The organism is Candidatus Methylomirabilota bacterium (assembly GCA_035936835.1).
Classification (GTDB): Bacteria; Methylomirabilota; Methylomirabilia; order Rokubacteriales; family CSP1-6; genus AR37.
This window is the reverse complement of record DASYVT010000215.1, coordinates 34,495-60,529: the sequence shown is the minus strand read 5'-3', so window position 1 is coordinate 60,529 and position 26,035 is coordinate 34,495. Positions and strand designations below refer to the sequence as shown.

The following is a 26,035-nucleotide window of genomic DNA, read 5'->3' as shown; positions in this document are numbered from 1 at the left end:
AGCAGCGCGTGACTATTGTCCTCGTGGGCGAGAAGCGCGGAAACGCCCTCATCGTGCAGGGCAGGAGGTTCACAGAACATCATGAAAGTGATCCCACTTAGTGAAGCAAAAGCGCACCTGAGTGAATACGCTCATCGCTGCCATGACGAACCGGTGGTAGTGACCGTCAACGGAAGACCCGCGTTCCAACTCGTGCCGCTGAAGGAGGGTGACGATTTGATCGATCGGCTCGTCGAGCACCACCCGGGATTCCGTCAGCTGCTGCAGCGGCGACTGCGCGAGCGGAGCGTCCCGGCGGCGGTCGCCGCGCACCGGCTCGCGCCACGGCGCGCGGCCCGGCCGCGCTCGCGTCCCTGAGGGCCCATCCATTCAGCGTCATGGCGGGAGGGATGAGAACGCTACCGTCCGGCGAGTGCGCGGTTCTCCAGCCGGCTCAAGAGCCGCACCACGGGCCATAGCATCAGGAAGTAGATGATCGCCGCCACTACGATGGGCGTCGGGTTGTAGGTGATGCTCTGCGCCTGACGCGCCTGGTAGAGGAGTTCGGGCACGGCCACCACGCTGCCGAGCGAGGTGAGCTTCACCACCTCGAGCGTGTTGGAGAGCAGGTCGGGCAGCACGTTGCGCACCGCCTGGGGCAGCACGACGTAGGCCATGGCCTGCAGGCGGGAGAGGCCGGTGGAGCGCGCGGCCTCGACCTGGCCGGCCGGCACGGAATCGATTCCCGCCCTCAGGATCTCGCCGTAGTAGGCGCCGGTGTTGAGGAAGAAGGCGACTGCCACGCAGACGAAGCCGCTCAGCTCCAGCCCTGCGAACGGCAGTCCGGCGAATAATAAGATAAGCAGCACCAAGGGCGGAAAGGCGCGGAAGAAATCGACCCAGGCCATCAGCGGCCAGCGGATCGCCGGATGCTTCACGCTCGCCAGCAGCGCCAGGATCAGCCCGCCGAACAGGCCGAGCGGCACCACGAGCAGCGACAGCAGCACGGTGTTCCTCAGCCCCGCCAGCACGATCGGCCAGGAAGCGGCGATGATCTCCAGGTTGAAGAAGGTCTCGATCATCGCTTCCACGCGAACTTGGTCTCGACCCAGCGGGCCGCCACGACGACGGGGAGGAACAGCACGATGTAGGCCGCGGCGCCCATCATCAGCGGCGAGGGATTGTAGGAATTGGACATCGCCGAGCTCGCCTGCCCCAGGATCTCGGTGACGGCGACGACGGTGCCGAGCGAGGTGCCCTTGGTGATGGCGATGGTGCGGTTGGTGAGCGGCGGGATGGTCAGCCGGAATGCCTGCGGCAGCACGACGTTCATCAGGGTCTGGCCGAACGACAAGCCGGTCGAGCGCGCGGCCTCCCACTGGCCCTTGGCCACCGAGGTGATGCCGGCCCAGAAGATCTCCTCGGAGAAGGCCATCAGCACGAAGGCGAGCGACAGCCAGGTGGAGACGAAGCCAGAGGGCGAGAGGTTGACGCTGGGCAGGCCGAAATAGATCAGCACGATGACGACCAGCGGCGGCAGCGAGCGGAACAGGTCGACGATGAAGATGATCAGCCAGTTGAGCGGCCGGATGGCGAGGCTTCTGAGCAGCGCCAGTGCCAGGCCGGCGGCAATGCCCGTGACGACGATGAGGAGGGCAAGCTCGATCGTGACCACCACGCCGGACAGGATGTCCGGCAGGTACTTGAGCATGACCTTGGCGTTGAAGAACGTATCGGTGAAGCGGTCCCAGTTCGACAAGCCTCTCAGTGCCGCTGGATCTGGCCGATGAAGGTGCGCGTGCGCTCGTGGGCCGGGTTCTCGAAGATCGCGGCGGGCGGCCCCTGCTCCACGATGGCGCCCTCGTCCATGAACACGACCCGGTCGGCGGCGTTGCGGGCAAAGCCCATCTCGTGGCTGACCACGATCATGGTCATGCCGCTTTCGCGCAAGGAGCGCATGACCTCGAGCACCGAGCCCACCAGCTCCGGATCGAGCGCGCTGGTCGGCTCGTCGAACAGCATGACCCGGGGCTCGAGCGCGATCGAGCGCGCGATGGCAACCCGCTGCTGCTGGCCGCCCGAGAGCTGGCCCGGCGTGTGGCCGGCGCGGTCGCCGAGGCCGACCCGCTCCAGTGCCGCCTGGCCCAACGCGTCGGCCCCGGCGCGCGACTTGCCCGCGACCTTGCGGAGCGCGAGCGTCACGTTGCCGAGCGCCGTCATGTGCGGATAGAGGTTGAAGGACTGGAACACCATGCCGATGCGCTGGCGGGCATGATTGATGTCGGTCCGCGGGTCGAGCATGTCGATGCCGTCCACCACGACGCTGCCGGAGGACGGCTCCTCCAGCCGGTTGAGGCAGCGCAGCAGGGTCGACTTGCCCGAGCCCGACGGTCCGATGATGAACACCAGCTCGCGTTCGGCCACTCTCAAATCGACGCCCTTCAGAACGTGAAGGGCGCCGAAATGCTTGTGGATGCCGCGCGCGTCGACGATCGGCGTGTTCATCTGCTCAGGTCAGTTGCACTGGCGCTCAGGTCAGTTGCAGTGGAGCTCGTGCGGCGTCGGGTCGTAGCCCGGCATGCCCGGCGGGCCGTAGCCCGGCGTGATGACCACCTCGAGGCCGTCGGCCGGCGGCTTGCGGCCAAACCACTTCTCGGAAAGCCTGGCGATCGTGCCGTCCTTCTTCATGCAGTCGAGCGCATCCTGGAGCTCGGCGCGGAGCTTCGGGTTGTTCTTGGGCACCGGCGCCGCCCAGTGGGCGCGCGTGTCCGTGAGCTCGAGGTCGGCCACGAACTGCGGGTTCTTCGACGCGGCGTAGACGATGGTGGTGTTGCCGCCGAGAGTCGCATAGGCGCGGCCCGAGAGGACCGCCTGCGTGGCGTCCGGCTGGGTGTCATAGGCCTGCACCGTGAAGCCGAGCTCGGCGCCCTTAGCCTTGGACAGCGTCTCGTAGGGCGTGCCCTTGTTGACGGCCACCGACTTGCCCTTGAGATCGGCCCAGTCCTTGATCGGCGCCGAGCCTTTCTTGATGCCGAACTGGTACGCGGTCCACAGGTACCCCGCGGTGAACAGCATGTTCTCCGCCCGCTCCTTGGTCACCGTCGTCGGCGCGGCGATGAAGTCGTAGCGGCCGGACTGCATGCCCGGAATCAGGGTCGAGAAGCTCACTGCGTCGATCGTGATCTCGCGCTTCATGCGGCGCGCGACCTCGGTGAAGAGGTCGATCTGGAAGCCCTCGACGCCGCCGCCCAGCTTGGGCATGGCGTGCGGGGCGAAGGTGCCGTCGACGCCGGTCTTGAGCGGTGGAAGTTTGTCTTGGGCGAATACGGGGGCGAGCGCGGGACCCGCGCAGAGAAGAGCTGCCACCGCAATGGCGGCAAAGCGACGTTGCATCATAATGAGCCTCCTTGGATGCGAACCGGGGGGATGCGGAAAGGGGTTCGGAGCGCGGGGACCAGGAGCGCGCCGAGGTCGCGCACGTCCTTGAGAGTCTCGATCTCGTGGACCGCCTCCACCACCCGGCGGGCCTGGGCGTCGCCGAGCACCGGCGCCGTCAGCGCGGCGAACTTCTCCACGATCTCCGACTCCGGGACCGGGTCCACCGCATCGCCGCGGACCACGGTGGTCGAGGCCATGAGCGCCCGCCCGTCGCGGAGCGTGATGCGCACGTGGGCGGTGGGATGGTCGGTGCGCCGCGGCGACATTTCGGCATCGGCCGTGACCTCGACCCGCCGGGCGAGCGCGCGGATCCGGGCGTCGTCGAGGACGGCGGGCTCGAAGGCGGCGAGGTCCGCCCGGCCGAGCACGAGCGCCGCCGCCACCGCCCACGGAATCGAGAACTTCGCCGCGAGCCGGCTCGTCGGCGCGGGATCGGCCATGCGGAGGCCGAACGGGATCGTGGTCACCTGGACCTTCGTCACCTCGTCCCAGGCGAGCCGATGGTCGCGCGCGAGCGCCATCACCGTGTCGAGGGCGAAGTGGTTGAATCGGCAGCAGGCGTGGAGCTTGAAATAATTCTGCTCGATGCGGTATCGCTCGCCGAGTCCCTCGAGCGCGAGGGCGCCGTCAAAGCGCTCGGCCAGGATCGTGCCGTACACGTCGGAGGGCGCGTCGGAGAGCCCGGTGAAGCCGGCGCGCTGCAGGTCGACGGCCAGGATGCCCTGGAAGGCGGCGCGCCCGGGGTAGAGGTTGCGGATCGTCGCCCCTTCGAGCGCGGGCGTCCACGTGTTCGCGGGGCTCATCGACGCCGCGAGGTTCATCACCTCTCGCACCGTCGTCGCCGGAGCGCCCTCTAGCGCGGCGACGGCAGCCGCCGTGCTGATCGTCCCCCACGTGCCGTGCGAGTGCACGTTGGGACGGACGGTGGTGGCGCCGCCGAGGCGCGAGCCGACCTCGTAGCCCGCGATCAGCGCCTCGAGCAGCCGGCCCCCGCCGAGCTGCCGCTCTTCCGCCATGGCAAGAACGCCCGGCACCACATGGATGGCGGGATGGCCGCCGCCCAGGCGGTTCCCCTCGTCCACCTCGAGCGCTACCCCCGCCGTCGCGTTGGTCAGCGCCGCCCAGTAGGCGTCGGCCTTCTCGTTGTGGCCGAGCAGCGTGGCCTCGCCGTGCCGCGCGCGCGCGGCGGCGAGTCCGGCGAGACGCCGGTTCTCGTCGAGCGCGCTCCCTGCCACGATCGCCCCGAGCGTGTCGAGCAGCACGAGCTTCCCGGCGGCGATCGCGCTCGCCGGCAGCGCCGGGAGCCGCGTCTCCTCCACGAAGCGAGCGAGGCGGTCCAGGTAGTCCATCAGCGGACCCTTCCAGCGATGGGAGCCTGCGGCCCGCCCCGCGGCAGGTAGCATCCGAAGCCCGGCTTCTGCTCGATGGCGCCATCGGGGCCGAGCACCGTCTGGCCCCGCACGAGCGTCATCCACGGCCTGCCGCGCGCCGGCCAGCCCTCGTAAGGCGTGAAGCCCGCGATCCCGAGATGCTGCGTGCGCTCGATCGTCCACGCCGGCTCGGGGTCCCAGATCGTGAGGTCCGCGTCCGCGCCCACACGGATCACGCCCTTGCGTGGATAGAGGCCGAAGATGCGGGCCGGGTTCTCGGACAGCACGCGCGCCATCCAGGTCATCGGGAGATGACGGTTGGCCACGCCCTCGGTGTAGACGAGCGCCACCAGTGTCTCGAGCGACGGGGCGCCGAAGGGAATCGGCTTCCCCTCCGCGTCGACGAAGATGTTCTTCCATCCCGGCTCCTTGGCGGCCGGCACCCGAGGGGAGTGATCGCTGGCGACCGTCGAGACGAAGCCCCGCTCCAAGCCCGCCCAGAGCGCCGCGCGGTCGGGACCGCCGGAGGGCCTGAGCGGCGGACCGATCTTCGCGAAGGGCCCCAGGCGCTCCATCTCCGTGTCCGTGAGGAGGAGATACTGCGGACAGGTCTCCGCCCACACCCTCTGCCCGTCTCCTTGGGCCCGCACGATGCGCTCGAGCCCGACCTTGGTCGAGAGATGAACGACATAGACGGGGCAATCGGTCAACCGCCCGATGAGGATCGCGCGGTTGATCGCCTCCTCCTCCGTCCAGTCCGGGCACGTTGCGGGGAAGTCCGTCGGGGCCGTGCGGCCCTCGGCGATCGCCTTGTCCTCCAGGTAGCAGAGGATGTCGCCGTTCTCGCAGTGGAGCTGGCAGAGGCCGCCGAGAGGGCTCAGGCGCTCCATCGTCTTCGCGATGAACTCGTCGGAGACCATGCGCTTGCCGCGCTTCTTGTACGTCATGAACAGCTTGAACGAGGTCACCCCGAGCCGCACGGCTTCGGGGAGGCCGTCCAGGATCGCCGGCTCGTGGTTCAGGATGAAGTGGAAGCCGAAGTCGAGCACGGAGAGGGCCTGCGCCTCCTCGCGCAGCCGGACCAGCGCCTTCGGCAGCGTCTCACCCTCGTCGCACACGACGAAGGGCAGGAGCGTCGTAAGCCCCGTGCGGGCTGCGGCGAGCGGCGCCGTCTTCCAGTCGTCGTACTCCGGCCCGATGTGGAGGTGGCAGTCGATGAGCCCGGGCAGGACGTACTTGCCGGAGGCGTCGATGACCCGATCGGCGGGCGGCAGGAGCGCCTCGGACCCGAGAGCGACGATCCGGTCTCCCTTGATCGCCACCGCCGTCTCCACGACGTCGGAGGCGGTGACGACCTGCCCGCCACGGACGATCAGGTCCACGCCGGCCGTCATCGGTGCGGCTCCTTCTCGGTCACGGGCGTGAGCACGGCCGCGTAGTGCTGGGGCTGCCGCCGGCCGAGGAAGTTCCACCGCTTGCGGACGGGCGCCATCTGGTCGAGGTCCAGGCGGGCGATCACGAGCTCGTCGCCGGTCGTCGTCGCCTTGGCCATCACCTGGCCGAGCGGGTTCACGATGCAGCTGCCGCCGATCAGCTCGACGCCGTCCTCCACGCCGGCCTTGGCGATGCCCACCACGAAGCACGCGTTCGCGTACGCGCCGGAGCGCAGGCAGAGCTCGTTGAGGTCGAGCGCCAGCGCCGAGAGCGGGGTGTTGTAGCCGATCAGGATGACCTCGGCGCCCTGGAGAGCCAGGCACCGGTAGCTCTCCGGATAGCGCCGGTCCTGGCAGATCGCGATACCGACCTTCGCGCCGCACGCCTCGAAGACCTTGTAGCCGGTGTCGCCGTGCTCGAAGTAGTAGGGCTCGTACACCTGCGCGAAACCGTCCGCCGCCTTCGTGCCGGGCAGGTGGATCTTCCGGAACGTGCCGCAGAGCCGGCCATCGCGGTCGGTGAGGAGGGCGGTGTTGAAGTACTTCCCGTCCGCCTTCTCGCAGAAGCCCACGTGGACCGCCACGCGGGCCTCGGCCGCGCGCCGGAGCAGGGGCTCGAGGGCCTTGGGAGGAACCTCCGTCTCGAAGAACTGGTCGAAGTCTTTCCGGATACGCTTCGGGAAGTAGGTGGTCAGCGCCATCTCGGGATACGCGATCAGCTCGACGCCTTGGTGAACGGCATCGGCAAGCAGGGCGAGCATGCGCTCGACGATCTCGTCGCGGCTCGCGCCCTCCTGGTTCGGGCCCATCTGGGCTGCGGCGATCTTCAGATAGCGGGCCATAGTCGGCTCTCCTTGTCCCCGCCTCGCGGCCTGACGATCAGCCGGCGGAGGGGCCCAATTGTAGCGAACACGCAGAGCGCAGGTCCGGCTCTTTTGGGCCGCTGCTCGTAGCAGGGCGGTTGAGGACAACCTCCTCAGCAGAGGACCTGCCGAACGCCGCGGCCGCAGGTGTATCCGCGCAGCGACATTGACGAGACGCGGGAGCGCGGAGAAACTTGGGCCGTGGACCCCAAGCTCCCGATAGTTACGCTTGACGTAACGCGTACTCCTCGATACCCTTCGAGGTGATCCTCGGGTATCGAGACAAACGAACCAGGGCCTTCGCCGCCGGCAGGCGAGTCAAGGCGTTCTCCGCGATTGAGCGGTCCGCGCAGCTCAAGCTCGACCGTCTCGAGGCGGCTACGGCACTCAAGGACGTTGCTGGGTTACCGGGCAACCGTTTCGAGGCGCTGAGCGGCGACCGAGAGGGCCAGTACAGCATTCGCATCAACGACCAATGGCGGATATGTTTCGAATGGCCAGACGGTTCGGCCGGGCCCGTCAATGTCGAAATCGTGGACTATCACTAGGGAGAAACACATGGCACGCATGGCAATCCCCCCTGGCGAGCATCTCGCCGAAGAACTGAAGGCGCTCCACATGAGCGCTGCCGAGCTCGCACGCCAGCTGAATGTGCCGACCAATCGCGTAACCGGGATCCTCAATGGCCGGCGGGCCATTACCGGCGATACCGCGCTACGCCTCGGTCATTTCTTCCACACGAACCCCGAGTTCTGGCTCAACCTGCAAACCCTCTACGACCTGCGTCTCGCCGAGGGGAAGGTGGGGAAGACCCTCAAGACACTGCGCACGCTTCGGCATTGGAAGAGTAGGCAACGCCGCCATTCCCCCCATGCGGTTGCGCGCGGTTGAGTGCTGGTCAAGGGTTGCGCTGAAGAAGAGCGAAACGAGCGATTGCAGGGTCAGCGGGTATTGGCGGGAGGCACGGTCAGAAGAAAATAACCCCGCCCGAGGCCTTTCGGCATATCGAACGGGGAGGAAGTACTGGCAGAGTCTAACAGGCGGGCCTTGCGCGTCAAGTGCAGAACTAATGCAATTATAGATTCACGGCCCCACGTACTCGCGCACGTCTACCTCAACGCCCGCCCGCGACACCTCTTCAGCGGTGCGCAACAGGTGCGCCGTCGTGGCTTCACCGACGTACTCTTCACCGCAGTTGGCGCAGACGTCGGCGGGAACTCCCTTGATCACCAAGACCGTGGAGTCGTGCTTTACGGTGACCGTAGCAATGCCCGGGCGGGTCTCGCCGCGCTTACAAATCACGCATTCCATGGCCGCCGCCTTTGCCGGAAGCCCAGGGCTCGGCCGGCTCAAGCCGAGCGATGGCAGGGTCTGACAGATACCAAGTCGTCATCTGACACCGGGCGCACGTCCCGGTCGTTCAGCGTCAACAGCGCCGCGCTTCGCCCGGACGCGGTTACAAACTCGACCTCGAGCCCATCGGCCTCGTAGACTTCCACCACCGAGCCGAGATCGCCCTTGCGCAACCCGTGCTGAGGTAGGTCACGATCGAGAACGATGGTATCGAGAACCTGGTAACTCATCTGCCGCCCTCCGGATAGGCAGTCAGGAATCTAGGGAACTCCTCGCCTGTACGCACGACCCAGACGCTCACCACGTCCGCCCAGCTCCCCGATGGCCCAACCAGTGTAGCGCGGATCGCGTATTTTTGCCCATACCGCGTCTCCTCCCCGCGCGCGGCATCCTGAGGCAGGTGCTGGCCCCGAAGGTCCGCCTCGAGCTGGCGCCAGCCCTCCGGCGAGTATCCGAGTGTCAGAAAGAATGCCGCCTTGAACCGGCCGACCGGATGGTTGCGTGAAAGCAAGTACCCATGAAGCTTCGCCGGGTCGATGACAGCACGATCCGCATTCGGAATCTGCATGCGCTCGAGCCTCGTACCTGACCAACTTCATCGCTTGGCGTCCCTCGCACCGTCGCTGATGTACTTCCCTGTAGCACTCGAGCCGTGGCGATCCAATGCCTCGAATTGGATACACCCGCCTCAGCAGACTCACGACCACTCGCCGGGCCGGGAAGCGTTCTCCGAAAGACTGAGGAGCCGGTTGGCGAGCTGGCCTGCCTCGCTTCGTTTCCGTCTCCCTACCGCCTCCGCCGTGACAGCCGGGGTCACAGCCACCCGGCGGCAGCGAAAAGTCCCCTCACAGGCCGTGACCCTCCCTGTCACAGCACGGATACACACTGGCTGTCCGGGTCCAGAGACCGCGCAGCGCCCTCTACTAATAGGAGGCCCTACATGCCCACAGTCGCCGACGTCGAGATCATCGCGAAGACCCTCGGCAGCATCCTGGCCGGCCAGCCCCAGCGCCACGGCGCGCTGACCGTGATCCCAATCCTGGCGCCCATGCAGACGGAGCCCGAGTGGGTCACCCTGGCCGAGGCCGGGGACCGCGTACGCATCACGGAGGTGGACGAGGAGGGCTCCGTGCCCGACCTCCGGGTGGCCAACCTGGGGGACCTGCCCCTGCTGCTCCTGGACGGCGAGCAGCTGGTGGGCGCCAAGCAGAACCGCATCCTGAACATGACCGTGCTGGTGGCGGCGCAGAGCGTGGAACAAGCCTGACTCTGCTAGACTCCCGCCCGTGCGCGCTTACGTTGCCGTCACGGACCGGGACTGGTACCGCTTCCTGCGGGACCGCCCCGATCTGGACGAGGTGAACTTTTGGCAGCCCGGCGGCAACCGGTTGTTCGGAACGCTCAAGCCCGGCGAACCCTTCCTGTTCAAGCTCCACTACCCAGAGAACGTCATTGCCGGCGGAGGCTTCTTCACGCATGCCTCGCTGCTTGATGCCAGCATTGCCTGGGACGCGTTCGACCAGAAGAACGGGGCGCCCTCGTATCCCGAGATGTGCCGGCGGATTGACAAGTATCGCCGGGCACCCGTGGGTCCGCATGCGCAGTACACGATCGGCTGCATCATCCTGCAAGAGCCCTTCTTCTTCCGTGAGCGTGACTGGATCCCAGCCCCGGCTGATTTCAGCCGGAACATTGTCCAGGGCAAGACATACGATCTCGAATCAGGCACGGGCCGTCAGCTGTGGGAAGCTGCGCTCGAGCGCTATCGTTTCACTCGAGCGTCCGCTAGCGCCGAACCTGAGGGGCCCGTGCAGGGCCGAGTCGTCCCGGTGTGGCAGCGGCTGGGGCAGGGTGCGTTCCGCGTGCTCGTCACCGACACGTATGAGCGGCGGTGCGCGGTGACACGCGAGAAGGCCTTGCCCGTCCTTGAGGCCGCGCATATCCAGCCGGTTGCCGAAGGTGGACCACACAGCGTCAGCAACGGGTTACTGCTCCGCTCCGACGTCCATACGCTCTACGATCGCGGGTACGTGACCATCGCGCCCGACCTTCGGTTCCGTGTCAGCCGCCGGCTCAAGAAGGACTTCGACAACGGCGAGCACTACTATCAGCTAGACGGCAGCACCATCTGGGTGCCGCGAGGGGCTGATGAGCGCCCCAGGCGCGAGCTGCTCGAATGGCACGCCGACACGGTGTTCCGTGGCTAGAGCAGATGGCTGACCACCAGCGAGGGGTCGTTCCAGTTCTTCACCGAGGCCGAGTTGAAGCAGAACTGGTTCGATATGCGCGACGACGCTCGCCCTAGACTATACTTCTCCTCCGTGAAGAGTTCTTCGCTTCGCGCGGCAGCACAACGGTCCTACTACTCGGGCACGATCACGGAGTTCTGTGCGGCCGACCTAAACGAGATTTTTGCGCGAATGGCGCGGCGGAACGATTTCGACCTGACGGGAACCCAGCGGGACGCATGGCTCGAGCAGGCCGAAATCCTCAAGCGCGTTCTGGCGGGCCGTCAAGGCGCGCTCTACCTAGAGTTCACCATTCCCCGCATGGGTCGCCGAATCGATGCGCTTGTCATCATCGGACCGGTTATCTTCGTCCTCGAGTTCAAGGTCGGGGAACAAGCCTTTTCGTCCCAGGACGTAGATCAGGTCGTAGACTACGCCCTGGATCTCCACAACTTCCATGAAGGCAGCCACGACGCATACATCGCCCCCGTGCTGATCTGCACGCGGGCCCGTCGAGATCATCAGCGTATTCCGGACACGCGCCCCTCGGATCGTTTGTTCGAGGCGGCGCGGACGAACTCCGATGGCTTGGCGGCGGCCATCGAGGGAATCCTGAGTCTCGTTGGGTCGCCGGAAATCCGGATCGAACAATGGGAGGAGAGCGGCTACAAGCCCACACCAACGATTATCGAAGCGACGTTGGCGCTCTATCGTGGGCATTCGGTCAGCGAGATCTCACGGAGTGACGCAGGCGCCACCAATCTCAGCAAGACTGCGGGCACCGTCGCCTCTATCATCGCGGCGACGAAGGCTCGCTCGCAGAAGGCCATCTGCTTCGTGACCGGCGTCCCCGGAGCGGGCAAGACACTGGTCGGCCTTGACGCGGCCACGAAGCACATCGACCATCGAGATGAGCTCTACAGTGTGTTCCTGTCGGGCAACGGGCCCCTTGTGGAGATCCTGCAGGAGGCCCTAGCCCGGGACAAGGTCCGTCAGGAGCGGCTCCGGGGCCGGGTCGTACGCAAGGGCACGGCGTTGAGCGAGGTCCGCGCATTCGTCCAGAACGTCCATCACTTTCGGGACGAATGCCTCGTCGACGCGGAGAAGCCTCCGATCGAACACGTCGCTATTTTTGACGAAGCCCAGCGTGCCTGGACCCTGAAACAGACGGGCGACTTCATGAAGCGCAAGAAGGGCCGTCCGAACTTCAACCAGTCCGAACCCGAGTTCCTGATCTCCTGCCTCGACCGGCACGAGGACTGGGCGGTGGTCATCTGTCTCGTGGGGGGCGGTCAGGAGATAAATACCGGCGAGGCAGGGATCAGCGAGTGGCTGAATGCGCTGGATCAATCCTATCCGGACTGGAGGATCTACGTGTCCGACCGACTCGTAGATAGCGAGTACGGAGCAGGTCCGATCGTCGAAGCCCTGCGACACCGGGCGCACGTGGAGTTCAAATCGGATCTTCACCTAGCCACGTCGATTCGATCGTTTCGGAGCGAGAACGTGTCGAAGTTGGTCAAGGAGCTTCTGGACCTGGAGCTCGGTGCGGCCCGCGAGACCCTCCGGCACGTGCAGGAGCGCTACCCGATCGCGCTGACCCGGGACCTGAACAAGGCCCGGAAATGGCTCCGCGGCAAGGCTCGGGGTTCAGAACGGTACGGCATCGTGGTATCCTCTCAGGCTGAACGCTTGAAACCGCATGCGCTGGACGTCAAGACTCCCGTCAATCCCGTGCACTGGTTCCTCGACGGCAAGGACGATGTTCGCTCGTCCTACTATCTGGAAGACGTCGCCACCGAATTCCATATCCAGGGCCTGGAGCTGGACTGGGCTTGCGTGGTGTGGGATGCGGATTTCCGCTTCACGCCCGAAGGCTGGCAGCACTGGTCATTTCGCGGCAACGGCTGGCAGCGCATCCTTGCGAATGAGAGGAAGAGGTACCTGAAGAATGCTTATCGGGTCCTACTGACCCGGGCTCGGCAGGGCATGGTGGTGGTCGTGCCGTGGGGCGATAGCGAGGATCCAACGAGGGATCCCGTCTACTACGACCAGACGTTCGACTATCTTAGCCGCTCCGGGATGTCCCTGATCTAATAGGCCGTGGACGAGCCTAGGACGCTTCGTGTTGGATTCATCGGCGCCGGTTTCTCCGCGCGTCTGCACGCCGAGGCCTATCATCAGGTCCGCGGCGTGGACGTGGCGCTCACGCGGGTCGCGGCAGCCCGGCCGGAGCGGGCCGCGCGGTTCGCCGAGGAGTTTGGCGTCACCACGGTTGCGGCCAGCGCCGAAGAGGTGCTCGCCGCGCCCGACGTGGACGTAGTCGACCTCTGCGTGCCGACGTCGCTCCACGCGCCGCTGGCCATTGCGGCGGCACGGGCCGGCAAGCACGTGATCGTCGAGAAGCCGCTCACGGGCTGCTTCGCCCCGGCCGCGACCCCGCGCGCGGAGATGCTCCGCCGCGCCCTCGCTGCCAGTGACGAGATCCTCGCCGCCTGCCGTCAGGCAGGCGTCCGGCTCTGCTACGCGGAGAACTGGGTCTACGCCCCGCCCATCCAGCGGGCGCGGCGCCTGCTCACCGCCGCGGGGGGTCCCATTCTTCGGATCGTCGGCGAGGAAAGCCATGGCGGGACGCACGCGCCCATCAACAAGCGCTGGGAGACGGGCGGGGGCGGCTCGCTCATCGGCAAGGGATGCCATCCGCTCGGCGCCGCGCTCTACCTCAAGGCCGACGAAGGTCGCCGGCTCCGCGGCCGGCCCGTGCGCCCGCGCGCCGTCATGGCCGAGACCGCCCAGCTCACGGAGACGGACGTGTTCACGGCGGCTGGGCGGCCCTTCCTTAATACTGTGGCCGGCGCGGACGTGGAGGACTGGGGCACGCTGCTCCTCACGTTTGACGACGGCACCGTGGCGCAGATCACAGGCGGCGACACCGTGCTGGGCGGCATCCGGAACCAGTTGGCCGTGTACGCGGCGCGCGCCGTCGTCTTGTGCAATATCAATCCGAACGACGCGGTCCAGGCCTATGCGCCCGACGCGGCCGTGTTCGGCGACGAGTATCTCGTCGAGAAGCTCGAGACCAAGGCGGGCTGGAGCGCGCCCCAGCCCGACGAGGACTGGATGTCCGGCTATCCTCAAGAAATTCAGGACTTCGTGGAGGCCATCGCGCACGGCCGCGAGCCGCTCTCGGGCGCCGCGCTGGCCCGCGACGTGATCGCGGTCATCTACGGCGCGTACCTCTCGGCCGCGGAGGGGCGGCGCGTGGACCTGGCGCCGTATCTGGCGGACTAGAGCCCCCTCACCCTGCCCTCTCCCCCTTCGGGGGCGAGGGTACTGGGGGAGTCCCTCTCCCCCTCGGCGGGGGAGAGGGACTCCGGTTGGTCGCGCTTACAGGGTTTCCCAGTTCTCGACGCTCAGGCCGGCCTGACGAAGGATCGAGCGCAGGACTGGAACGGGAACGTCGCCGGGATGCATCGGGACAGTGACTCCACGGCCGTCTGGATGAACGTATCTGGTGTGGCTGCCGCTCTGCCGGCGGTACACAAAACCCGCCCGTTCAAGTTTTCGGATGATTTCCCGGGCTCTGAGGGGCCTAAGCGGCATGGGGAGGAAGCTTGACGCGAAGGTAGAACCCCGCTTCCTCCCTTTCTTCGGTGGGAACTGGCTTGCCCTCTTGAATCAGGCAATCGAGGTGGAAGGTCGCCATAGATTGCAAGCGATCCAACGCCTCCGGGACGTCTACCCCGAAGTCAGCGATCTGAAGCGCTGCAATCTCCGCTACCACGCTTGCAGTCTCCGGATCGCGCGTGAATGCGACCTGGTACTGCAAGACCGCCGGCCCACCCATGGATTGGACCTCCTTGTGATCCTTGCTCTAGGAGATTCTAACATGTCGCGGAATCCGCTCGTGGAGCTCTGCGATTGGCCCATCGAGCAGGGCTTCCCTCTCCCCCATCGGGGGAGAGGGCAGGGTGAGGGGGCGAGCCGCATTGACAAGGTGCGGGAGCGCGGCGAGACTTGGGCAGTGGACCCCGCGTTGGTCGCCCACGTTTGCGACGACATAGCCGCGTAGAATGCCGAAACATGCCGCCATATCGATGAGGTTGGCGAGCCGCTTCGTGCGGACGTCCGCGGCCTTGCCGTTCTCATTGCTCGTTATGGGGAATCGTTGGACCGGCGGTTCGACCAGCAGGCGAGGCGATTGGACCGCCTCGATGGCTGGATCTCGACGCTCGAGACGCGCACCTCGAGCCTGGAAGACGATCGGAAGCCTCGCCGGACCCGCCGGCCTCGGTAGCCTAGGGCGGTGGATGTCGGCAGCTTGGCAGGCCCCCTCACCCTGCCCTCTCCCCCTCGACGGGGGAGAGGGATGAGGAGAGGGTAGAGGTATGGACACGGTCTTCGACGCTTTCGTGGCCACGGCGAAGGCCGCGCCCGATCATTCCTTCCTCTGCGCGCCAGCTTCCCCCGGTCGCGCCTACCATCCGGAGGGCGTCGAGTACACCTACGCGCAGGTGCGCGCCGAGGCGCTGGCACTGCGCGAGCGCTACGCGGCCGCCGGGTATGGCCACGGCCATCGCGTGGGCCTCCTCTTCGAGAACCGGCCGGAGTTTTTCTTTCACTACCTGGCCCTGAATGCCCTCGGCGCCGGCGTGGTGCCCATCAATCCCGACTATCGGCATGACGAGCTCCTCTACCAGATGGATCATTCCGGGGCGGAGCTGGCGGTGACGATCCCGGCTCGCGTGGGCTCTCTAGAGGCGGTGGCGCGCGAGCGCGCGAAGCCGCTGCCGGTGGTCGACGCCGAGGCGCTGCCCGCGTCGTTCCCCAAGGCGGGCCCGGCGCCGCGCGACGGCGCGCCGGGGCTCGACACCGAGTGCGCCCTCCTCTATACCTCGGGCACCACGGGGCGGCCAAAGGGCTGCATCCTCAGCAACCTCTACTACCTCAACGCCGGGGCCTGGTACCGAGACCTGGGCGGGCGCCTCGCCATTGAGCGCGGGCGCGAGCGCTTTCTGAATCCGCTGCCGCTCTTCCACATGAACTGCATGGCCGTCACGGCCACGTGCGCCATGCTTACGGCCAACTGCTTGATCCTGTCCGAGCGCTTCAGCCCCCGCCGCTGGTGGCCCGACGTGGCCGCCTCGCGCGCCACGATCATCCACTATCTGGGCGTGATGCCCCCGCTTCTCCTCAACCAGGAGCCCGCGCCTGAAGACCGCGAGCATCGCATCAAGTTCGGTCTCGGCGCCGGCGTCGAGCCCCAGCTCCATGAGCCCTTCGAAAAGCGCTTCGGCTTCCCTCTCGTGGAAGTGTGGGGCATGACCGAGACCGGCCGCATCCTGGCCGATCGCTTCGAGCCGCGCGAAATCCACACGCGCGCGTTCGGCCGGCCCCACGGTGGGCTCGAGGCGCGCGTCGTCGACGAGCAGGACCGGGAGCTGCCCGCCGAGACGCAGGGCGAGCTTGTTGTCCGCTGGGGCGGGCCGGAAGGCGCCCGGCACGGATTCTTCGCCGGGTATCTCAAGAACGCGGAGGCGACGGAAGACGCGTGGCGCGGGGGCTGGTTCCACACGGGCGATGCGGTGCGCCGGGACGCGAGCGGCATGCTCTACTTCGTCGACCGCAAGAAGAACATCATCCGACGTTCAGGCGAGAACATCGCGGCGGCGGAGGTGGAGGCCTGTCTCCAGGCCCACGAGGCCGTGGCCCAGGTGGCCGTGGTCGCCGTGCCCGACGAGATCCGCGAGGAGGAGGTCATGGCCTGTGTCGTCGCCATGCCGGGCTCGGTGGCCGACGCGCGGCTGGCGGGCGAGCTCGCCGACTGGTGTCTCGGCCGGCTCGCCTACTTCAAGGCCCCGGGCTGGGTCCTCTTCGTCGATCGCCTGCCCACCACCGGCACCCAGAAAGTGCAGAAGACCCAGATTTTCCCTCCGGGCGAAGACCCGCGCCAACGGCCCGGCTCCATCGACCTCCGCGCCCGGAAAAAGCGCGGCTGAGTCCTACCAGCGAAGGTCCACCTGCCGCAGCCCCTGCGCCGCGATGGTCACTGTCCGGGTGAGCGTCTGACCGCCAGAGGTGGCCCTGATGGTGTACGTCCCGGGAACCAGCTTGGCCAGGAGAATCGGTCCCGTCATCGTGGCGTCGAGGACCTGCTCCTTCTTGGCCGACTCGATCACGACCTTCACGCCCGCCAGGTAGTCGCCGGATTTGTCGGCGGTGATGACCTTGAGGTTGTATTCCTTCTCCTTGGCAAGGAGCTCTTCTCGCGAGTCCGCGCCGGCTCCGCCGGAAATGTAAGGCGCGGGCACGTCGGCGGCTCGAACCTCCATAGGGAATGTGAGAAGGACGACCACCATCGTGGCGAGCACCTGGATGCGCCTGTTCATCGCGTGGCCTCCTCTTAGTTCAGCTTCACGATTTCGGCTAGGGCTGTCCGGAGATTGTCGCGCGCGCTGCCGAGATGCGGGTGCACGGCGAGCGTCCGGCGGAAGAGCTCCGCGGCCTCGTGGAACTGGCCCAGCATGAGGTGGCAGAGCCCCTGGCCGGAGAGCGCGCCGAAGTGGTTGGGATTGCGCGCGAGCGTCTCCCGGCAGTCCGCGATCGACGCCGCGTAGTCGTCGGCCATGTAGCGAACGGTGGCGCGCTTGTTCCAGCCTTCGGCGAAGGCCGGCGCCTCGTCGATCAACCGCGTGAACATCGCGTCGGCGGTGGGCAGGTCCTGGCGCTCCATCGCCTCGATACCTTCCTGCAGGAGCCCGTCGAGCCGCGGTTCGCCGGAGCGGTGCCACATCTCCCAGAGGACGCCGGCCGCGCGCGCCGCCTGGGCGACATCGTCGCCGCGCAGGGCCGTCAACGCCTCGCGCTCGGTCATTCAGACGATCGGCCAGCGCGAGCGGGGGAACGTGATGCCGGTCCTGGCCTGGAGCCGCTCTCCGATCTCCTGCACCTTGCCAAAAAGCCGGCCCTCGTCGACGAACGACTGACGGTGGTCCTCCACGACGACGCGACCGTCCACGACGACCGTGTGCACGCTGCGCCCGTCGGCGTTATAGACGAGGTTGTTGACGGGATTGAAGAGCGCCTGCCACTCCGGCCGCTCGGTGTCGAACAGCACCAGGTCCGCCCGCTTGCCGGGCTCGATGGAGCCCTGCTGGTCGCCGACGCCGAGAGCCTGCGCGCCGAGCAGCGTGGCCATCTCCAGCGCGGATTCAGCGGGAATCTGGCGCGTGTCCTGGCGGGCGTCTTTGTACTGGATCGCCGCCATGTTCATGGTCCGGACCATGTCAAGATGGTTGGAGTTGTTCGGCGAGTCGCAGCCGAGGGCCACCTTGACACCTTTCGCCAGCAGCTCCGGCATCCGGCCGTGCTCGGGCACGCCGCGGCCGCTCTTCGCGGAAGTGACGGGGCACATCACCACGCCGGTTCGCGTACGGGCCAGGCAGTCGATCTCGGCGTTGTCTATCCCGAGCACGTGGGCGAGGAGCACGTTCGGTCCGAGGACGCCGAGGGATTCGAGGTATTCGGTCGGTCGGAGGCCATGGCGGGCGGCGTATTCCTGGCGCGCCTTGGGTCCGCTGTTGTGGTGGAGCGTCAGGGAAGTGCCGCGCTCGTCCACCATGCGCTTGAGCGCCTGCAACAGCTCGGCGCTGCACGTCTCCGGCGAGAAGGGCATCGCCCAGGCCCGCACGCGGCCTTGCAGGCGGCCGTGCCATTTCTCGATGAACCCCGCCGTCCGGGCGATAGCCTCGTGGGTGGCGTAGCGCGGCACCTTGAACGGGGCGTCCCCGTCGGTGACGCACTCGCCCAGCATCACCCGGATGCCGGAGTCCTCGTAGGCCTGCAGGCACGCGTCGGGGAACTTCGTGCTGCCCGGATCCACGAAGCAGACCGTGCCGTTCTTCAGCAGCTCGACGAGGCCGAGCAAGGTTGTGAGGTACTCCTCTTCCTCGGTCATGGCGCCCTGCAGGGCAAACACGTGGACGAGCGGGCTCGCCAGCTCGTCGGGGAAGATTCCGCGCACGGCGTGCGCGTAGCTGATGTGCATGTGGCCGTTGACGAAGCCCGGCGTGACGAGCCGGCGCTTCGCGTCGATCACGCGGTCAGCACGGACCGCGGCAAGCTCGGCCGCCTTGGCAACGCGCGTGATCCGGCCGTCCTCCACGAGGATCGAGGCGTCGCGGATGATTCGGCGCTCCCCATCGAGCGTCAGGACGTACTGCGCGTTCTCGATTTTCAGGGTGCGGTCGGGCATGGGCGGATTCTAGCACCGTCCTTGACGTCTCCGGCCCGCCAGACTAAGCTCTCCGCCATGAAGAACGGATTCCGGGTCCTGGATAGCGATCTGCACACGATGGAGCCGGACGGCCTCTGGGAGCAGTACCTGGACGAGCCGTTCAAGAAATTCGCGCCCCGCTTCATGCGGTCCGCCGAGGGATCGGTGAACCAGCCGGTCATCCGGATCGGCGACGTCGAGATCGCCGAGATGTCGAAGCGCGCGCGGACGGCAGTGGTTGGCAAGAGCCTCCAGGAGCGCTCCTTCGCCCGCCATCCGCACTACGCGGTGGCGCACGCTCGCGGCTACGACGCGCCGACCCATCTCCAGGCGATGGATATCGAGGGCATCGACGTCGCCGTTATTTACGGCACGCGCGGCCGTCAGGTCCTGATGCACGATGATCTCGACCCGCAGGTGGCGGCCGCCCTGGCGCGCGCGCACAACAACTGGACGCGCGATTTCTGCTCGATCGACCCGAGCCGGCTCAAGTTCGCCGCCCAGCTGGCTTTCCACGACATCCCGGGCGCGATTGCCGAGGCCAAGCGAGCCGTGCGTGAGCTGGGCGCCGTTGCGGTGATCGGCAACCCGAACCCGATCAACGGCCGCCACGTCCACGATCCCGCATTCGAGCCGCTGTGGCACGCGATCGAGGAGCTCGGCGTGCCCGTGGGCTTCCACCCGACGGGACAGTCATCGTTGAGGGACGACATTGCCCGCCGGTACCTCGACACCCCGAACGGCCGGGTCATCGGCGTCGCCGGGCGCAACCCGATCGAGCTGATGATGGCGTTCGGGAGCATGGCCGCCGGCGGCGTGCTCGAGCGCCACCCGGGGCTCCGCTGTGCGTTCCTCGAGGGCACGTGCGGCTGGCTTCCGTGGTACCTCTGGCGGCTCGACGAGGCCTGGGAGAAGTTCGGGCCGGGCTCGGAGATCCAGATCTCACAGCTGCCGAGCCGGTACTTCTTTCGCCAGTGCTATATCGCCACCGACGCCGATGAGAAACCGCTCCGCCAGGTGGTGGAGGCGATCGGCGACGACAACATCGTGGTCTCGACCGACTACCCGCACTCCGACGGGCTCTTCCCGGTGGCCATCGAGGAGTTCGTCCGGATCGAGGGCGTCAGCGACAAGAGCAAGGCCAAGATCCTCTGGGACAACTGCGCCCGTCTCTACAAGCTGTCGGCGAGCACCTAAACCCGCTCCCTTTACCGCCGGCCCGCGACCAACCGCCGCCGACTCGTTCTTGCCGGGCGCTTGGCGACGTATTGGCTGATGGCCTCGCGGACAACATCGGCGATGGAGCGGCGCTGCTCGAAGGCGATTTCCCGCAGGGCCTGATGCTGCTTCGTCTCGATCGCCGCGAATAGCGTGACTGGGGCTTCCAGTTTTCTCTCCCGAGCCATGGTCGTCTCCTCCCTAAGAGTCGCTCGCGATTTCTTCGTCCGTGACCAGGAGCGTCTCAACGGGTCCAATGAACTTCAGGTAGATAGCCTTCTGACGGAACCTCTTCAGAAGGACACCTCGCGCATAGCCACGGAGCCAATCCCGCGCTCCGGCCGTATCCGGAACATCCACCTCGAGTAGGGCGAGGGTATCCCGGTCCACCACGCCCCGATCCCACCAGAAGCCTCTTGGGTCTTCTCGGCGGAACACGAAGAGGGTCCCACCCCCGAACTGTTGGGCAATCTCTTCGGCGGTTCGGATAAACTTTTCATCCTCTATAGGCTCCCGTCCGGCCCGGGCTCCCGAATTGTAGAAGAGCAGGAGCCGCAAGAGGACGGTGACGAGCCGTGGTTCCCTCATACCTATGATGCTAGTATGATTGTATATTGTCAACCGCTGAGGAGAACCGCGGTCTGGCCTTCCGCAGCCCAATTCGCATCGCGCGCATGCAGTGGAGTTACTGCGTAGCTCCACCGGCGTAAATGTCCACGTTTGGAACCGCCGCGGCCCCAGCTTCCTCGAGAGCCCTATTGGGACATTGACAAGGTGCGGGAGCGCGGCGAGACTTGGGCCGTGGACCCCGAATTGGTACACACTAACGGCGACATGATCGACGAGTCGACCGCCGAATTCTGCCGTCACATCGATGAGGTCGGCGAATCACTTCGTGCTGAGCTCCGAGGAGTTGCTGTGCTCATGGCTCGGTATTGGGAATCGGTGGACCGGCGATTCGACCACGAGGCAAGGCGATTGAACCGCCTCGCGGGCTGGATCTCGGCGCTGGAGACGCGCACCTCGAGTTTGGAAGCGGACCGGAAGCCCCGCCGGCCCCGGCGCCGGTAGCCCCTCGAGCATGGCCCAAGGAGAGCAGCCCGCAGACGGCGCGTGGATCGGCCGGCCGCTGAAGCGGCGGGAAGACCATCGCTTACTCGTCGGGTCGGGGCGCTACGTGGACGACATCTCCCCGCCCGGCTGCGCCCACGTGGTGCTGCTCCGCTCGCCCCATGCGCATGCGCGCATCGTGAAGATCGACGTCGAGCCCGCGCTGCGCGCCGCCGGCGTCGTGGCCGTCGTGACGGGGGCCGATGTCGGCCACCTGGCGCCGATGCCGGTGAACCGGCTCATGCCGGACATGCGCGTGCCGCCCCATCCGATCATCGCCGACGGACGCGTCCACGCCGCCGGCACGCCCGTGGCCGCCGTGGTGGCGGACAGTGTCTACGCCGCGCGAGACGCCGTCGATCTGATCGAGGTCACGTACGAGCCCCTCCAGGCGCTGCCCGAGCCGGAGGGCGCGGTAGCCGAGGGAGCGCCCACGCTCTATCCCGAGATCGCGGGGAACCGGTCCTTCATTCGCACGCTGCGCGAGGGAGACGCTGCGCGGGCTGTCGCCGGCGCGGCGCGCGTTGTCTCGCTCCGCGTGGTCCAGCAGCGGCTCTCAGCGGTGGCGATGGAGCCGCGCTCCGTTCTCGCCACCTTCGATGCGTCAACCGAGGAGCTGACGCTCTGGACGTCCTGCCAGGCGCCCTTCCGGGTTCGAGCCGAAGTGGCGCGGCTCCTCGATCTGCCCGAGTCTCGGGTGCGGGTGATCGCGCCTGATGTCGGCGGCGGATTCGGCGTCAAGACGGGTCCGTACCGCGAGGAGGTGCTGCTGGGTTGGCTGGCGCGTCGGGTCGGCCGACCGGTCAAGTGGATAGCCACGCGGGGCGAGGACCAGATCACCACGAACCAGGCGCGCGGCTCCGTCTGCGAGGGCGAGCTGGCCGTTGACGCCGAGGGGCATATCGCGGCCCTGCGTGCGCGCATCGTAGCACCACTCGGCGCGATGCTGATGAACGCCGCCGGCGGCTCGCCGTGGAACCACGCGCGTCTCTTGCCGGGCTGCTATGTCGTGCCGGCGTGCGACATCACCGTCACCGGCGCGCTCACCACGACGACGCCCGTCTCCGCCTACCGCGGCGCCGGCCGGCCCGAGGCCTGCTTCGTCATCGAGCGGCTGATGGACACGGCCGCGCGGGCGATCGGGCTCGATCCCGCCGAGATCCGCCGGCGCAACTTCATCCCGGCCGCGAGCTTCCCGTTCCGGACGGCGACGGGGCAGGTCTACGATTCGGGCAACTACCACCTGGCCCTCGAGCGCGCGCTCGCCGCCGCGGATTACACGGGGCTGCGGAGTGAACAGGCGGGGCGTCGAGCGCGCGGGGAGATCGTCGGGATCGGCCTCGCGTCGTACGTCGAGCCCTGCGCGCTCGGCTGGGAGAGCGGCAGCATCAAGGTCGAGCGGTCGGGGCGGGTGACGGCCATCACCGGCTCGAGCGCGCACGGGCAGGGACACGAGACGACGTTTGCCCAGATCGTGGCCGACCACCTGGGCGTCACGCCGGACGACGTGGTCGTGGTGCACGGCGACACGCGCTCGGGGCCCGAGGGCTTCGGCACCTTCGGCAGCCGGAGCGTCGCGCTCGGCGGCAGCGCGCTCCAGCGCGTCGCCGTCGACGTCCGCGAGAAGGGCCGGCGCATTGCGGCCCGGCTCCTCGAGGCCGCCGTGCCCGACATCATCGGCGTCCCCGGCGGCTTCCAGGTCACCGGCGTGCCGCAGCGGCGCGTGATGTGGCGCGAGGTGGCGGTCGCGGCCTACGCGGGCGGCCATGCCCTGCCGGCGGGCGACACGCCGGGCCTCGAGGCCACCACGTACTTTCAGCCCGAGACCGAGGTCTGGACCTTCGGCGCGATCGTCTGCGCAGTCCGGATCGAGGCGGAGACCGGCCGGCTCATCGTCGAAAGGCTGGTGTGGGTGGACGACGCCGGCACCATCATCAACCCGCTCCTCGCCGAGGGCCAGCTTCACGGCAGCCTCGCCCAGGGGCTGGGGCAGGCCCTCCTCGAGGCGATCGTCTACGACGGCGACGGCCAGCTCTTGACCGGCACGCTCATGGACTACGCGATTCCGCGCGCCGACGACGTGCCGCACGTCCTGATCGAGAAGACCTGCACGCCCTCGCCGCGCAACCCGCTCGGGGCCAAGGGCGTGGGCGAGGCCGGCTGCATCGGCATCCCGCCCGCCGTCGTCAACGCCGCGGTCGACGCGCTGGCGCCGCTGGGGATCACGCATCTCGACATGCCGCTGACGCCTGCGCGGCTCTGGGCGGCGCTCCGGGACGCGATGCGCTAGGCTTCCCTGGCCCGCCGTTGGGTTAGCGGCTAAGCAGACGCTGGCGCAGAAGGCGGCGGGCCAGCTCGTAGATGTCCTTCCTGTCGCCCTCCTTACGCCGACCGACTGCCACAATCAAGATCGTCACCAGCCGGCGCTCCACGCGGTAGATGATCCGATAGCGTTGGCCGGCGGCCCGGATCGTCCGATAGCCGGTCAGTTCGCCGACCAGCGGCTTGCCCGCCAGCTCCGGATCTCTCGTCAGCTCTTCGACGCGCGCGACGATCTGTGCGCGAATCCTCCGGTCGGCAATTGCCTCCACCATCTCGAGGGCGGTTTCAGTCCACTTGACCAGATAGGCCGGGGCGGTCATCCGCGAATACGCTTCAGTGCAACCTCATGGCTGACCAGGCGTCCCTTTCGGATGTCTTCGAGGCTCGACCGGAGGGCGGCCGTTGCCTCGGGATCGCCCAGCACTTCCAGGGTTTCGATGATGCTCTCGTACAGCTCCCACGGCAGCACCGCCAACACCGGACGGCCGTGCCGTGTGATGCTCACCGTCTTGTCGGACGCCTTCGCCAGGCGCTCGGGTAGATCGAGGAGCGCCTCACGGGCCTTCGTGATCGTCAACTGGGTCATGCTCTCTCACCTCCTCCATGAAATGTCCAGATGAATGTACACCAGGCTGGTCATACACGCAATTGAATACATCGGGGGAGCCCTCAGCGAGAATACGTGCGCGGATCGAGGAGATCGCGCAGGGCGTCGCCCACCAGGTTGAGCGCCAGCACGATCACGAAGATGGCGAGCCCGGGCAGGAGGACCACGTGCGGGCTCAGGATGACGAACTGCCGGCCCGTCGCCAGCATGCTGCCCCAGTCGGCCGTGGGCGGCTGGGTACCCAGGCCCAGGAAGGACAGCCCCGCCGTGGCGAGGATCTTCGCGCCGACATCGAGACTAAAGGCCACCACGACTGGCGAGATGAGCTGCGGCACGATGTGGCGGACGAGGATCAGGCGGTCGGGGCTGCCGAGCGCGCGCGCGGCCTCCACGAACTCGAGGCCGCGGACGGAGAGCACGATGCCGCGCACGAGGCGCGTGTAGATGGGGAAGCCCACGATGGCGATGGCGATCATCGCGTTGCGGAGGCCCGGGCCCAGCCCCGCCACGATGGCGATGGCCAGCAGGATGTACGGGAAGGCCATCAGGATATCGGTGAGCCGCATGATGACCGTCTCCGGCCAGCCCGAGTAGTAGCCGCCGAAGACCCCGAGCACCACGCCGAACAGCATCGCCGCGGCGGCAGTGGTGGCGCCCGCCAGGAGCGAAATGCGGGCGCCCCAGACGAGGCGCGAGAGGAGATCGCGGCCGAACTCGTCCGTGCCGAGCGGATGCCCTTGTGTGAGCGGCGGCCGTAGACGGTTCGGCGTGTCCACGGTGTCGGGGTCGGCGAGCGGCAGCAGCGGAGCCAGGAGCGCAGCCAGCACCACGCCCACGATGACGAGCAGGGCGAGCGTCGCCAGGCGGTTCCGGCCGAAGCGCCTACTCATACTGGATGCGCGGGTCGAGGTAGGCGTAGAGGAGATCGACGGCCAGGTTGATCAGGACGAAGGTGAGCGCGATGACGAGAACGCACCCCTGCACGAGGGGAAAATCTCGCGCCAGGATGCCCTGCACCATGAGGAGCCCGACACCGGGCCAGGCGAAGACGGTCTCCGTCAGCACGGCGCCGCCCAGCAGATAGCCCGCCTGCACGCCGACCACGGTGATGATGGGGATCAGCGCGTTCTTGAGCCCGTGGCGGAAGACGACGCGCCCTTCGACCAGCCCCTTGGCGCGCGCCGTGCGGATGTAGTCCTGGCTCAGGATGTCGAGCATCGTGCTGCGCGTGAGCCGGGCGATGATCGTCAGCGAGGCCGCGGCCAGCGTCACCGCGGGCAGGACGAGGTGCGCCGCCAGGTCGGCGAGATCGCCGCCGCCGTAGGGCGCCCACATGCCCGAGGCGGGCAGCCAGCGGAGCCACAGCGAGAAGACCACCATGAGAACGATCCCAAGCCAGAAGACGGGCATGCTGGCACCGAAGAGCGACGTGACGGCGCTCAGCCGGTCGAGGAGGGAATCCCGGCGCACCGCCGAGAGGACGCCCAGGACGATGCCGCCGAGCGTGGAGAGAAAGAGCGCGCTCGCCGTGAGCACGAGCGTCGCCTTGTAGCGGTGGAGGACTTCGTCCAGCACGGGGCGCCGCATCCAGAGCGAGCGGCCGAGGTCGCCGCGGGCGACATGGCTGACCCAGCGGAGGTATTGGATATGGAGGGGCTCGGTCAGCCCGAGCTCTGAGCGCAGGCGCGCCAGGTCTTCCTGCGTCGCCTGGGAGCCCAGCATGATCTCGGCCGGGTCGCCCGGCGAGAGGTGCAGCACCATGAAGACCACGATCGAGACGCCCACCAGCACCGGCACCAGCAGCAGGAGCCGGCGCGCGACGTAGCGCCTCACGGGCGC

The 26,035-nt window shown here is 67.4% G+C and carries 31 protein-coding genes; 10 read left to right on the top strand and 21 right to left on the bottom strand.

Features of this window, described 5'->3' with window-relative positions:
• Positions 1–81: 81 nt before the first annotated feature.
• On the top strand, positions 82–357 hold the full coding sequence (locus VGV06_19805; GenBank protein HEV2057387.1) for a type II toxin-antitoxin system Phd/YefM family antitoxin: 276 nt from the start codon (positions 82–84) through the stop codon (positions 355–357).
• A 41-nt stretch (positions 358–398) separates the two neighbouring features.
• On the opposite strand, the gene VGV06_19800 is transcribed toward VGV06_19805, so the two are convergent.
• The 7 genes from VGV06_19800 to VGV06_19770 are packed head-to-tail and all read right to left on the bottom strand — an operon-like array spanning position 399 to position 7,062.
• Positions 399–1,061 (bottom strand): amino acid ABC transporter permease, encoded by a 663-nt coding sequence (locus tag VGV06_19800; GenBank protein HEV2057386.1) that lies wholly within the window; start codon positions 1,059–1,061, stop codon positions 399–401.
• The gene (locus VGV06_19795; GenBank protein ID HEV2057385.1) at positions 1,058–1,738 is read right to left on the bottom strand and encodes an amino acid ABC transporter permease; all 681 of its coding nucleotides are present in this window, start codon (positions 1,736–1,738) and stop codon (positions 1,058–1,060) included. Before VGV06_19795 ends, VGV06_19800 begins: the two co-directional genes overlap by 4 nt.
• A 5-nt stretch (positions 1,739–1,743) precedes the next feature.
• Positions 1,744–2,484 (bottom strand): amino acid ABC transporter ATP-binding protein, encoded by a 741-nt coding sequence (locus VGV06_19790; GenBank protein HEV2057384.1) that lies wholly within the window; start codon positions 2,482–2,484, stop codon positions 1,744–1,746.
• Between the two features lie 30 nt (positions 2,485–2,514).
• Positions 2,515–3,375 carry a transporter substrate-binding domain-containing protein gene (locus VGV06_19785; protein HEV2057383.1) on the bottom strand — a complete coding sequence of 287 codons (861 nt, stop codon included), beginning with the start codon at positions 3,373–3,375 and terminating at the stop codon, positions 2,515–2,517.
• Positions 3,372–4,766 (bottom strand): MmgE/PrpD family protein, encoded by a 1,395-nt coding sequence (locus tag VGV06_19780; protein ID HEV2057382.1) that lies wholly within the window; start codon positions 4,764–4,766, stop codon positions 3,372–3,374. Before VGV06_19780 ends, VGV06_19785 begins: the two co-directional genes overlap by 4 nt.
• Complete coding sequence (locus VGV06_19775; GenBank protein ID HEV2057381.1) at positions 4,766–6,181, bottom strand: amidohydrolase family protein; 1,416 nt, start codon at positions 6,179–6,181, stop codon at positions 4,766–4,768. Before VGV06_19775 ends, VGV06_19780 begins: the two co-directional genes overlap by 1 nt.
• On the bottom strand, positions 6,178–7,062 hold the full coding sequence (locus VGV06_19770) for a nitrilase-related carbon-nitrogen hydrolase (protein ID HEV2057380.1): 885 nt from the start codon (positions 7,060–7,062) through the stop codon (positions 6,178–6,180). The genes VGV06_19775 and VGV06_19770 overlap by 4 nt, the downstream gene beginning before the upstream one ends.
• 284 nt (positions 7,063–7,346) lie before the next feature.
• Between VGV06_19770 and VGV06_19765 the strand changes: the two genes are divergently transcribed.
• The gene (locus VGV06_19765) at positions 7,347–7,631 is read left to right on the top strand and encodes a type II toxin-antitoxin system RelE/ParE family toxin (protein HEV2057379.1); all 285 of its coding nucleotides are present in this window, start codon (positions 7,347–7,349) and stop codon (positions 7,629–7,631) included.
• 10 nt (positions 7,632–7,641) lie between these two features.
• Positions 7,642–7,974 carry a HigA family addiction module antitoxin gene (locus tag VGV06_19760; protein ID HEV2057378.1) on the top strand — a complete coding sequence of 111 codons (333 nt, stop codon included), beginning with the start codon at positions 7,642–7,644 and terminating at the stop codon, positions 7,972–7,974.
• Between the two features lie 192 nt (positions 7,975–8,166).
• Here VGV06_19760 and VGV06_19755 read toward each other — a convergent pair whose 3' ends face one another.
• Genes VGV06_19755 through VGV06_19745 form a run of 3 tightly spaced genes read right to left on the bottom strand, consistent with a single transcriptional unit; the run spans position 8,167 to position 9,004 of the window.
• Complete coding sequence (locus tag VGV06_19755; GenBank protein ID HEV2057377.1) at positions 8,167–8,394, bottom strand: type II toxin-antitoxin system MqsA family antitoxin; 228 nt, start codon at positions 8,392–8,394, stop codon at positions 8,167–8,169.
• Between the two features lie 38 nt (positions 8,395–8,432).
• Complete coding sequence (locus VGV06_19750) at positions 8,433–8,666, bottom strand: DUF4926 domain-containing protein (GenBank protein ID HEV2057376.1); 234 nt, start codon at positions 8,664–8,666, stop codon at positions 8,433–8,435.
• Positions 8,663–9,004, bottom strand: a complete 342-nt coding sequence (locus VGV06_19745; GenBank protein HEV2057375.1) for a hypothetical protein — start codon at positions 9,002–9,004, stop codon at positions 8,663–8,665. Before VGV06_19745 ends, VGV06_19750 begins: the two co-directional genes overlap by 4 nt.
• Before the next feature lie 372 nt (positions 9,005–9,376).
• Between VGV06_19745 and VGV06_19740 the strand changes: the two genes are divergently transcribed.
• From VGV06_19740 to VGV06_19725, 4 genes are read left to right on the top strand one after another with little or no spacing between them, the layout of a single operon-like run.
• Positions 9,377–9,703, top strand: a complete 327-nt coding sequence (locus tag VGV06_19740; protein HEV2057374.1) for a DUF6569 family protein — start codon at positions 9,377–9,379, stop codon at positions 9,701–9,703.
• A 19-nt stretch (positions 9,704–9,722) separates the two neighbouring features.
• A complete protein-coding gene (locus VGV06_19735; GenBank protein HEV2057373.1) occupies positions 9,723–10,643 on the top strand; it encodes an HNH endonuclease in 921 nt (306 codons plus the stop codon).
• 54 nt (positions 10,644–10,697) lie between these two features.
• Complete coding sequence (locus tag VGV06_19730) at positions 10,698–12,761, top strand: DUF2075 domain-containing protein (protein HEV2057372.1); 2,064 nt, start codon at positions 10,698–10,700, stop codon at positions 12,759–12,761.
• 6 nt (positions 12,762–12,767) lie between these two features.
• On the top strand, positions 12,768–13,955 hold the full coding sequence (locus VGV06_19725) for a Gfo/Idh/MocA family oxidoreductase (GenBank protein HEV2057371.1): 1,188 nt from the start codon (positions 12,768–12,770) through the stop codon (positions 13,953–13,955).
• A gap of 96 nt (positions 13,956–14,051) precedes the next feature.
• Here VGV06_19725 and VGV06_19720 read toward each other — a convergent pair whose 3' ends face one another.
• Positions 14,052–14,267 carry a type II toxin-antitoxin system HicA family toxin gene (locus VGV06_19720; protein HEV2057370.1) on the bottom strand — a complete coding sequence of 72 codons (216 nt, stop codon included), beginning with the start codon at positions 14,265–14,267 and terminating at the stop codon, positions 14,052–14,054.
• A complete protein-coding gene (locus VGV06_19715) occupies positions 14,257–14,511 on the bottom strand; it encodes a hypothetical protein (GenBank protein ID HEV2057369.1) in 255 nt (84 codons plus the stop codon). Before VGV06_19715 ends, VGV06_19720 begins: the two co-directional genes overlap by 11 nt.
• Positions 14,512–15,052: 541 nt before the next feature.
• Between VGV06_19715 and VGV06_19710 the strand changes: the two genes are divergently transcribed.
• On the top strand, positions 15,053–16,663 hold the full coding sequence (locus tag VGV06_19710) for an AMP-binding protein (protein HEV2057368.1): 1,611 nt from the start codon (positions 15,053–15,055) through the stop codon (positions 16,661–16,663).
• Between the two features lie 3 nt (positions 16,664–16,666).
• Here VGV06_19710 and VGV06_19705 read toward each other — a convergent pair whose 3' ends face one another.
• The 3 genes from VGV06_19705 to VGV06_19695 are packed head-to-tail and all read right to left on the bottom strand — an operon-like array spanning position 16,667 to position 18,918.
• Positions 16,667–17,053 (bottom strand): carboxypeptidase regulatory-like domain-containing protein, encoded by a 387-nt coding sequence (locus VGV06_19705; GenBank protein HEV2057367.1) that lies wholly within the window; start codon positions 17,051–17,053, stop codon positions 16,667–16,669.
• Between the two features lie 14 nt (positions 17,054–17,067).
• Complete coding sequence (locus VGV06_19700; protein ID HEV2057366.1) at positions 17,068–17,538, bottom strand: tetratricopeptide repeat protein; 471 nt, start codon at positions 17,536–17,538, stop codon at positions 17,068–17,070.
• Positions 17,539–18,918 carry an amidohydrolase family protein gene (locus tag VGV06_19695; GenBank protein HEV2057365.1) on the bottom strand — a complete coding sequence of 460 codons (1,380 nt, stop codon included), beginning with the start codon at positions 18,916–18,918 and terminating at the stop codon, positions 17,539–17,541. It abuts the gene before it with no gap.
• 57 nt (positions 18,919–18,975) lie between these two features.
• Here VGV06_19695 and VGV06_19690 point away from each other — a divergent pair, with 57 nt between their 5' ends.
• On the top strand, positions 18,976–20,136 hold the full coding sequence (locus tag VGV06_19690; GenBank protein ID HEV2057364.1) for an amidohydrolase family protein: 1,161 nt from the start codon (positions 18,976–18,978) through the stop codon (positions 20,134–20,136).
• 11 nt (positions 20,137–20,147) lie between these two features.
• Here the strand turns inward: VGV06_19690 and VGV06_19685 are convergent, their stop codons facing one another.
• Both VGV06_19685 and VGV06_19680 read right to left on the bottom strand, forming a co-directional pair.
• Complete coding sequence (locus VGV06_19685; GenBank protein ID HEV2057363.1) at positions 20,148–20,345, bottom strand: hypothetical protein; 198 nt, start codon at positions 20,343–20,345, stop codon at positions 20,148–20,150.
• Positions 20,346–20,358: 13 nt separating this feature from the next.
• Positions 20,359–20,745, bottom strand: a complete 387-nt coding sequence (locus tag VGV06_19680; GenBank protein HEV2057362.1) for a hypothetical protein — start codon at positions 20,743–20,745, stop codon at positions 20,359–20,361.
• 493 nt (positions 20,746–21,238) lie between these two features.
• On the opposite strand from VGV06_19680, the gene VGV06_19675 reads away from it, so the two are divergent.
• Positions 21,239–23,557, top strand: a complete 2,319-nt coding sequence (locus tag VGV06_19675) for a xanthine dehydrogenase family protein molybdopterin-binding subunit (protein HEV2057361.1) — start codon at positions 21,239–21,241, stop codon at positions 23,555–23,557.
• A 22-nt stretch (positions 23,558–23,579) separates the two neighbouring features.
• On the opposite strand, the gene VGV06_19670 is transcribed toward VGV06_19675, so the two are convergent.
• The 4 genes from VGV06_19670 to VGV06_19655 form a co-directional block, all read right to left on the bottom strand.
• Positions 23,580–23,909 carry a type II toxin-antitoxin system RelE/ParE family toxin gene (locus VGV06_19670; protein ID HEV2057360.1) on the bottom strand — a complete coding sequence of 110 codons (330 nt, stop codon included), beginning with the start codon at positions 23,907–23,909 and terminating at the stop codon, positions 23,580–23,582.
• A complete protein-coding gene (locus VGV06_19665) occupies positions 23,906–24,175 on the bottom strand; it encodes a type II toxin-antitoxin system prevent-host-death family antitoxin (GenBank protein ID HEV2057359.1) in 270 nt (89 codons plus the stop codon). The genes VGV06_19670 and VGV06_19665 overlap by 4 nt, the downstream gene beginning before the upstream one ends.
• Positions 24,176–24,258: 83 nt before the next feature.
• On the bottom strand, positions 24,259–25,086 hold the full coding sequence (locus VGV06_19660) for an ABC transporter permease (protein ID HEV2057358.1): 828 nt from the start codon (positions 25,084–25,086) through the stop codon (positions 24,259–24,261).
• On the bottom strand, positions 25,079–26,029 hold the full coding sequence (locus tag VGV06_19655) for an ABC transporter permease (protein ID HEV2057357.1): 951 nt from the start codon (positions 26,027–26,029) through the stop codon (positions 25,079–25,081). The genes VGV06_19660 and VGV06_19655 overlap by 8 nt, the downstream gene beginning before the upstream one ends.
• Between the last annotated feature and the right edge of the window lie 6 nt (positions 26,030–26,035).

Coding starts and splice junctions, on each gene's coding strand:
- VGV06_19805 (HEV2057387.1), top strand. CDS start 82: ATGAAAGTGATCCCACTTAGTGAAGCAAAAGCGCACCTGAGTGAATAC.
- VGV06_19800 (HEV2057386.1), bottom strand. CDS start 1,061: ATGATCGAGACCTTCTTCAACCTGGAGATCATCGCCGCTTCCTGGCCG.
- VGV06_19790 (HEV2057384.1), bottom strand. CDS start 2,484: ATGAACACGCCGATCGTCGACGCGCGCGGCATCCACAAGCATTTCGGC.
- VGV06_19785 (HEV2057383.1), bottom strand. CDS start 3,375: ATGATGCAACGTCGCTTTGCCGCCATTGCGGTGGCAGCTCTTCTCTGC.
- VGV06_19780 (HEV2057382.1), bottom strand. CDS start 4,766: ATGGACTACCTGGACCGCCTCGCTCGCTTCGTGGAGGAGACGCGGCTC.
- VGV06_19775 (HEV2057381.1), bottom strand. CDS start 6,181: ATGACGGCCGGCGTGGACCTGATCGTCCGTGGCGGGCAGGTCGTCACC.
- VGV06_19770 (HEV2057380.1), bottom strand. CDS start 7,062: ATGGCCCGCTATCTGAAGATCGCCGCAGCCCAGATGGGCCCGAACCAG.
- VGV06_19760 (HEV2057378.1), top strand. CDS start 7,642: ATGGCACGCATGGCAATCCCCCCTGGCGAGCATCTCGCCGAAGAACTG.
- VGV06_19755 (HEV2057377.1), bottom strand. CDS start 8,394: ATGGAATGCGTGATTTGTAAGCGCGGCGAGACCCGCCCGGGCATTGCT.
- VGV06_19750 (HEV2057376.1), bottom strand. CDS start 8,666: ATGAGTTACCAGGTTCTCGATACCATCGTTCTCGATCGTGACCTACCT.
- VGV06_19745 (HEV2057375.1), bottom strand. CDS start 9,004: ATGCAGATTCCGAATGCGGATCGTGCTGTCATCGACCCGGCGAAGCTT.
- VGV06_19740 (HEV2057374.1), top strand. CDS start 9,377: ATGCCCACAGTCGCCGACGTCGAGATCATCGCGAAGACCCTCGGCAGC.
- VGV06_19720 (HEV2057370.1), bottom strand. CDS start 14,267: ATGCCGCTTAGGCCCCTCAGAGCCCGGGAAATCATCCGAAAACTTGAA.
- VGV06_19715 (HEV2057369.1), bottom strand. CDS start 14,511: ATGGGTGGGCCGGCGGTCTTGCAGTACCAGGTCGCATTCACGCGCGAT.
- VGV06_19710 (HEV2057368.1), top strand. CDS start 15,053: ATGGACACGGTCTTCGACGCTTTCGTGGCCACGGCGAAGGCCGCGCCC.
- VGV06_19705 (HEV2057367.1), bottom strand. CDS start 17,053: ATGAACAGGCGCATCCAGGTGCTCGCCACGATGGTGGTCGTCCTTCTC.
- VGV06_19700 (HEV2057366.1), bottom strand. CDS start 17,538: ATGACCGAGCGCGAGGCGTTGACGGCCCTGCGCGGCGACGATGTCGCC.
- VGV06_19695 (HEV2057365.1), bottom strand. CDS start 18,918: ATGCCCGACCGCACCCTGAAAATCGAGAACGCGCAGTACGTCCTGACG.
- VGV06_19690 (HEV2057364.1), top strand. CDS start 18,976: ATGAAGAACGGATTCCGGGTCCTGGATAGCGATCTGCACACGATGGAG.
- VGV06_19685 (HEV2057363.1), bottom strand. CDS start 20,345: ATGGCTCGGGAGAGAAAACTGGAAGCCCCAGTCACGCTATTCGCGGCG.
- VGV06_19680 (HEV2057362.1), bottom strand. CDS start 20,745: ATGAGGGAACCACGGCTCGTCACCGTCCTCTTGCGGCTCCTGCTCTTC.
- VGV06_19675 (HEV2057361.1), top strand. CDS start 21,239: ATGGCCCAAGGAGAGCAGCCCGCAGACGGCGCGTGGATCGGCCGGCCG.
- VGV06_19670 (HEV2057360.1), bottom strand. CDS start 23,909: ATGACCGCCCCGGCCTATCTGGTCAAGTGGACTGAAACCGCCCTCGAG.
- VGV06_19665 (HEV2057359.1), bottom strand. CDS start 24,175: ATGACCCAGTTGACGATCACGAAGGCCCGTGAGGCGCTCCTCGATCTA.
- VGV06_19660 (HEV2057358.1), bottom strand. CDS start 25,086: ATGAGTAGGCGCTTCGGCCGGAACCGCCTGGCGACGCTCGCCCTGCTC.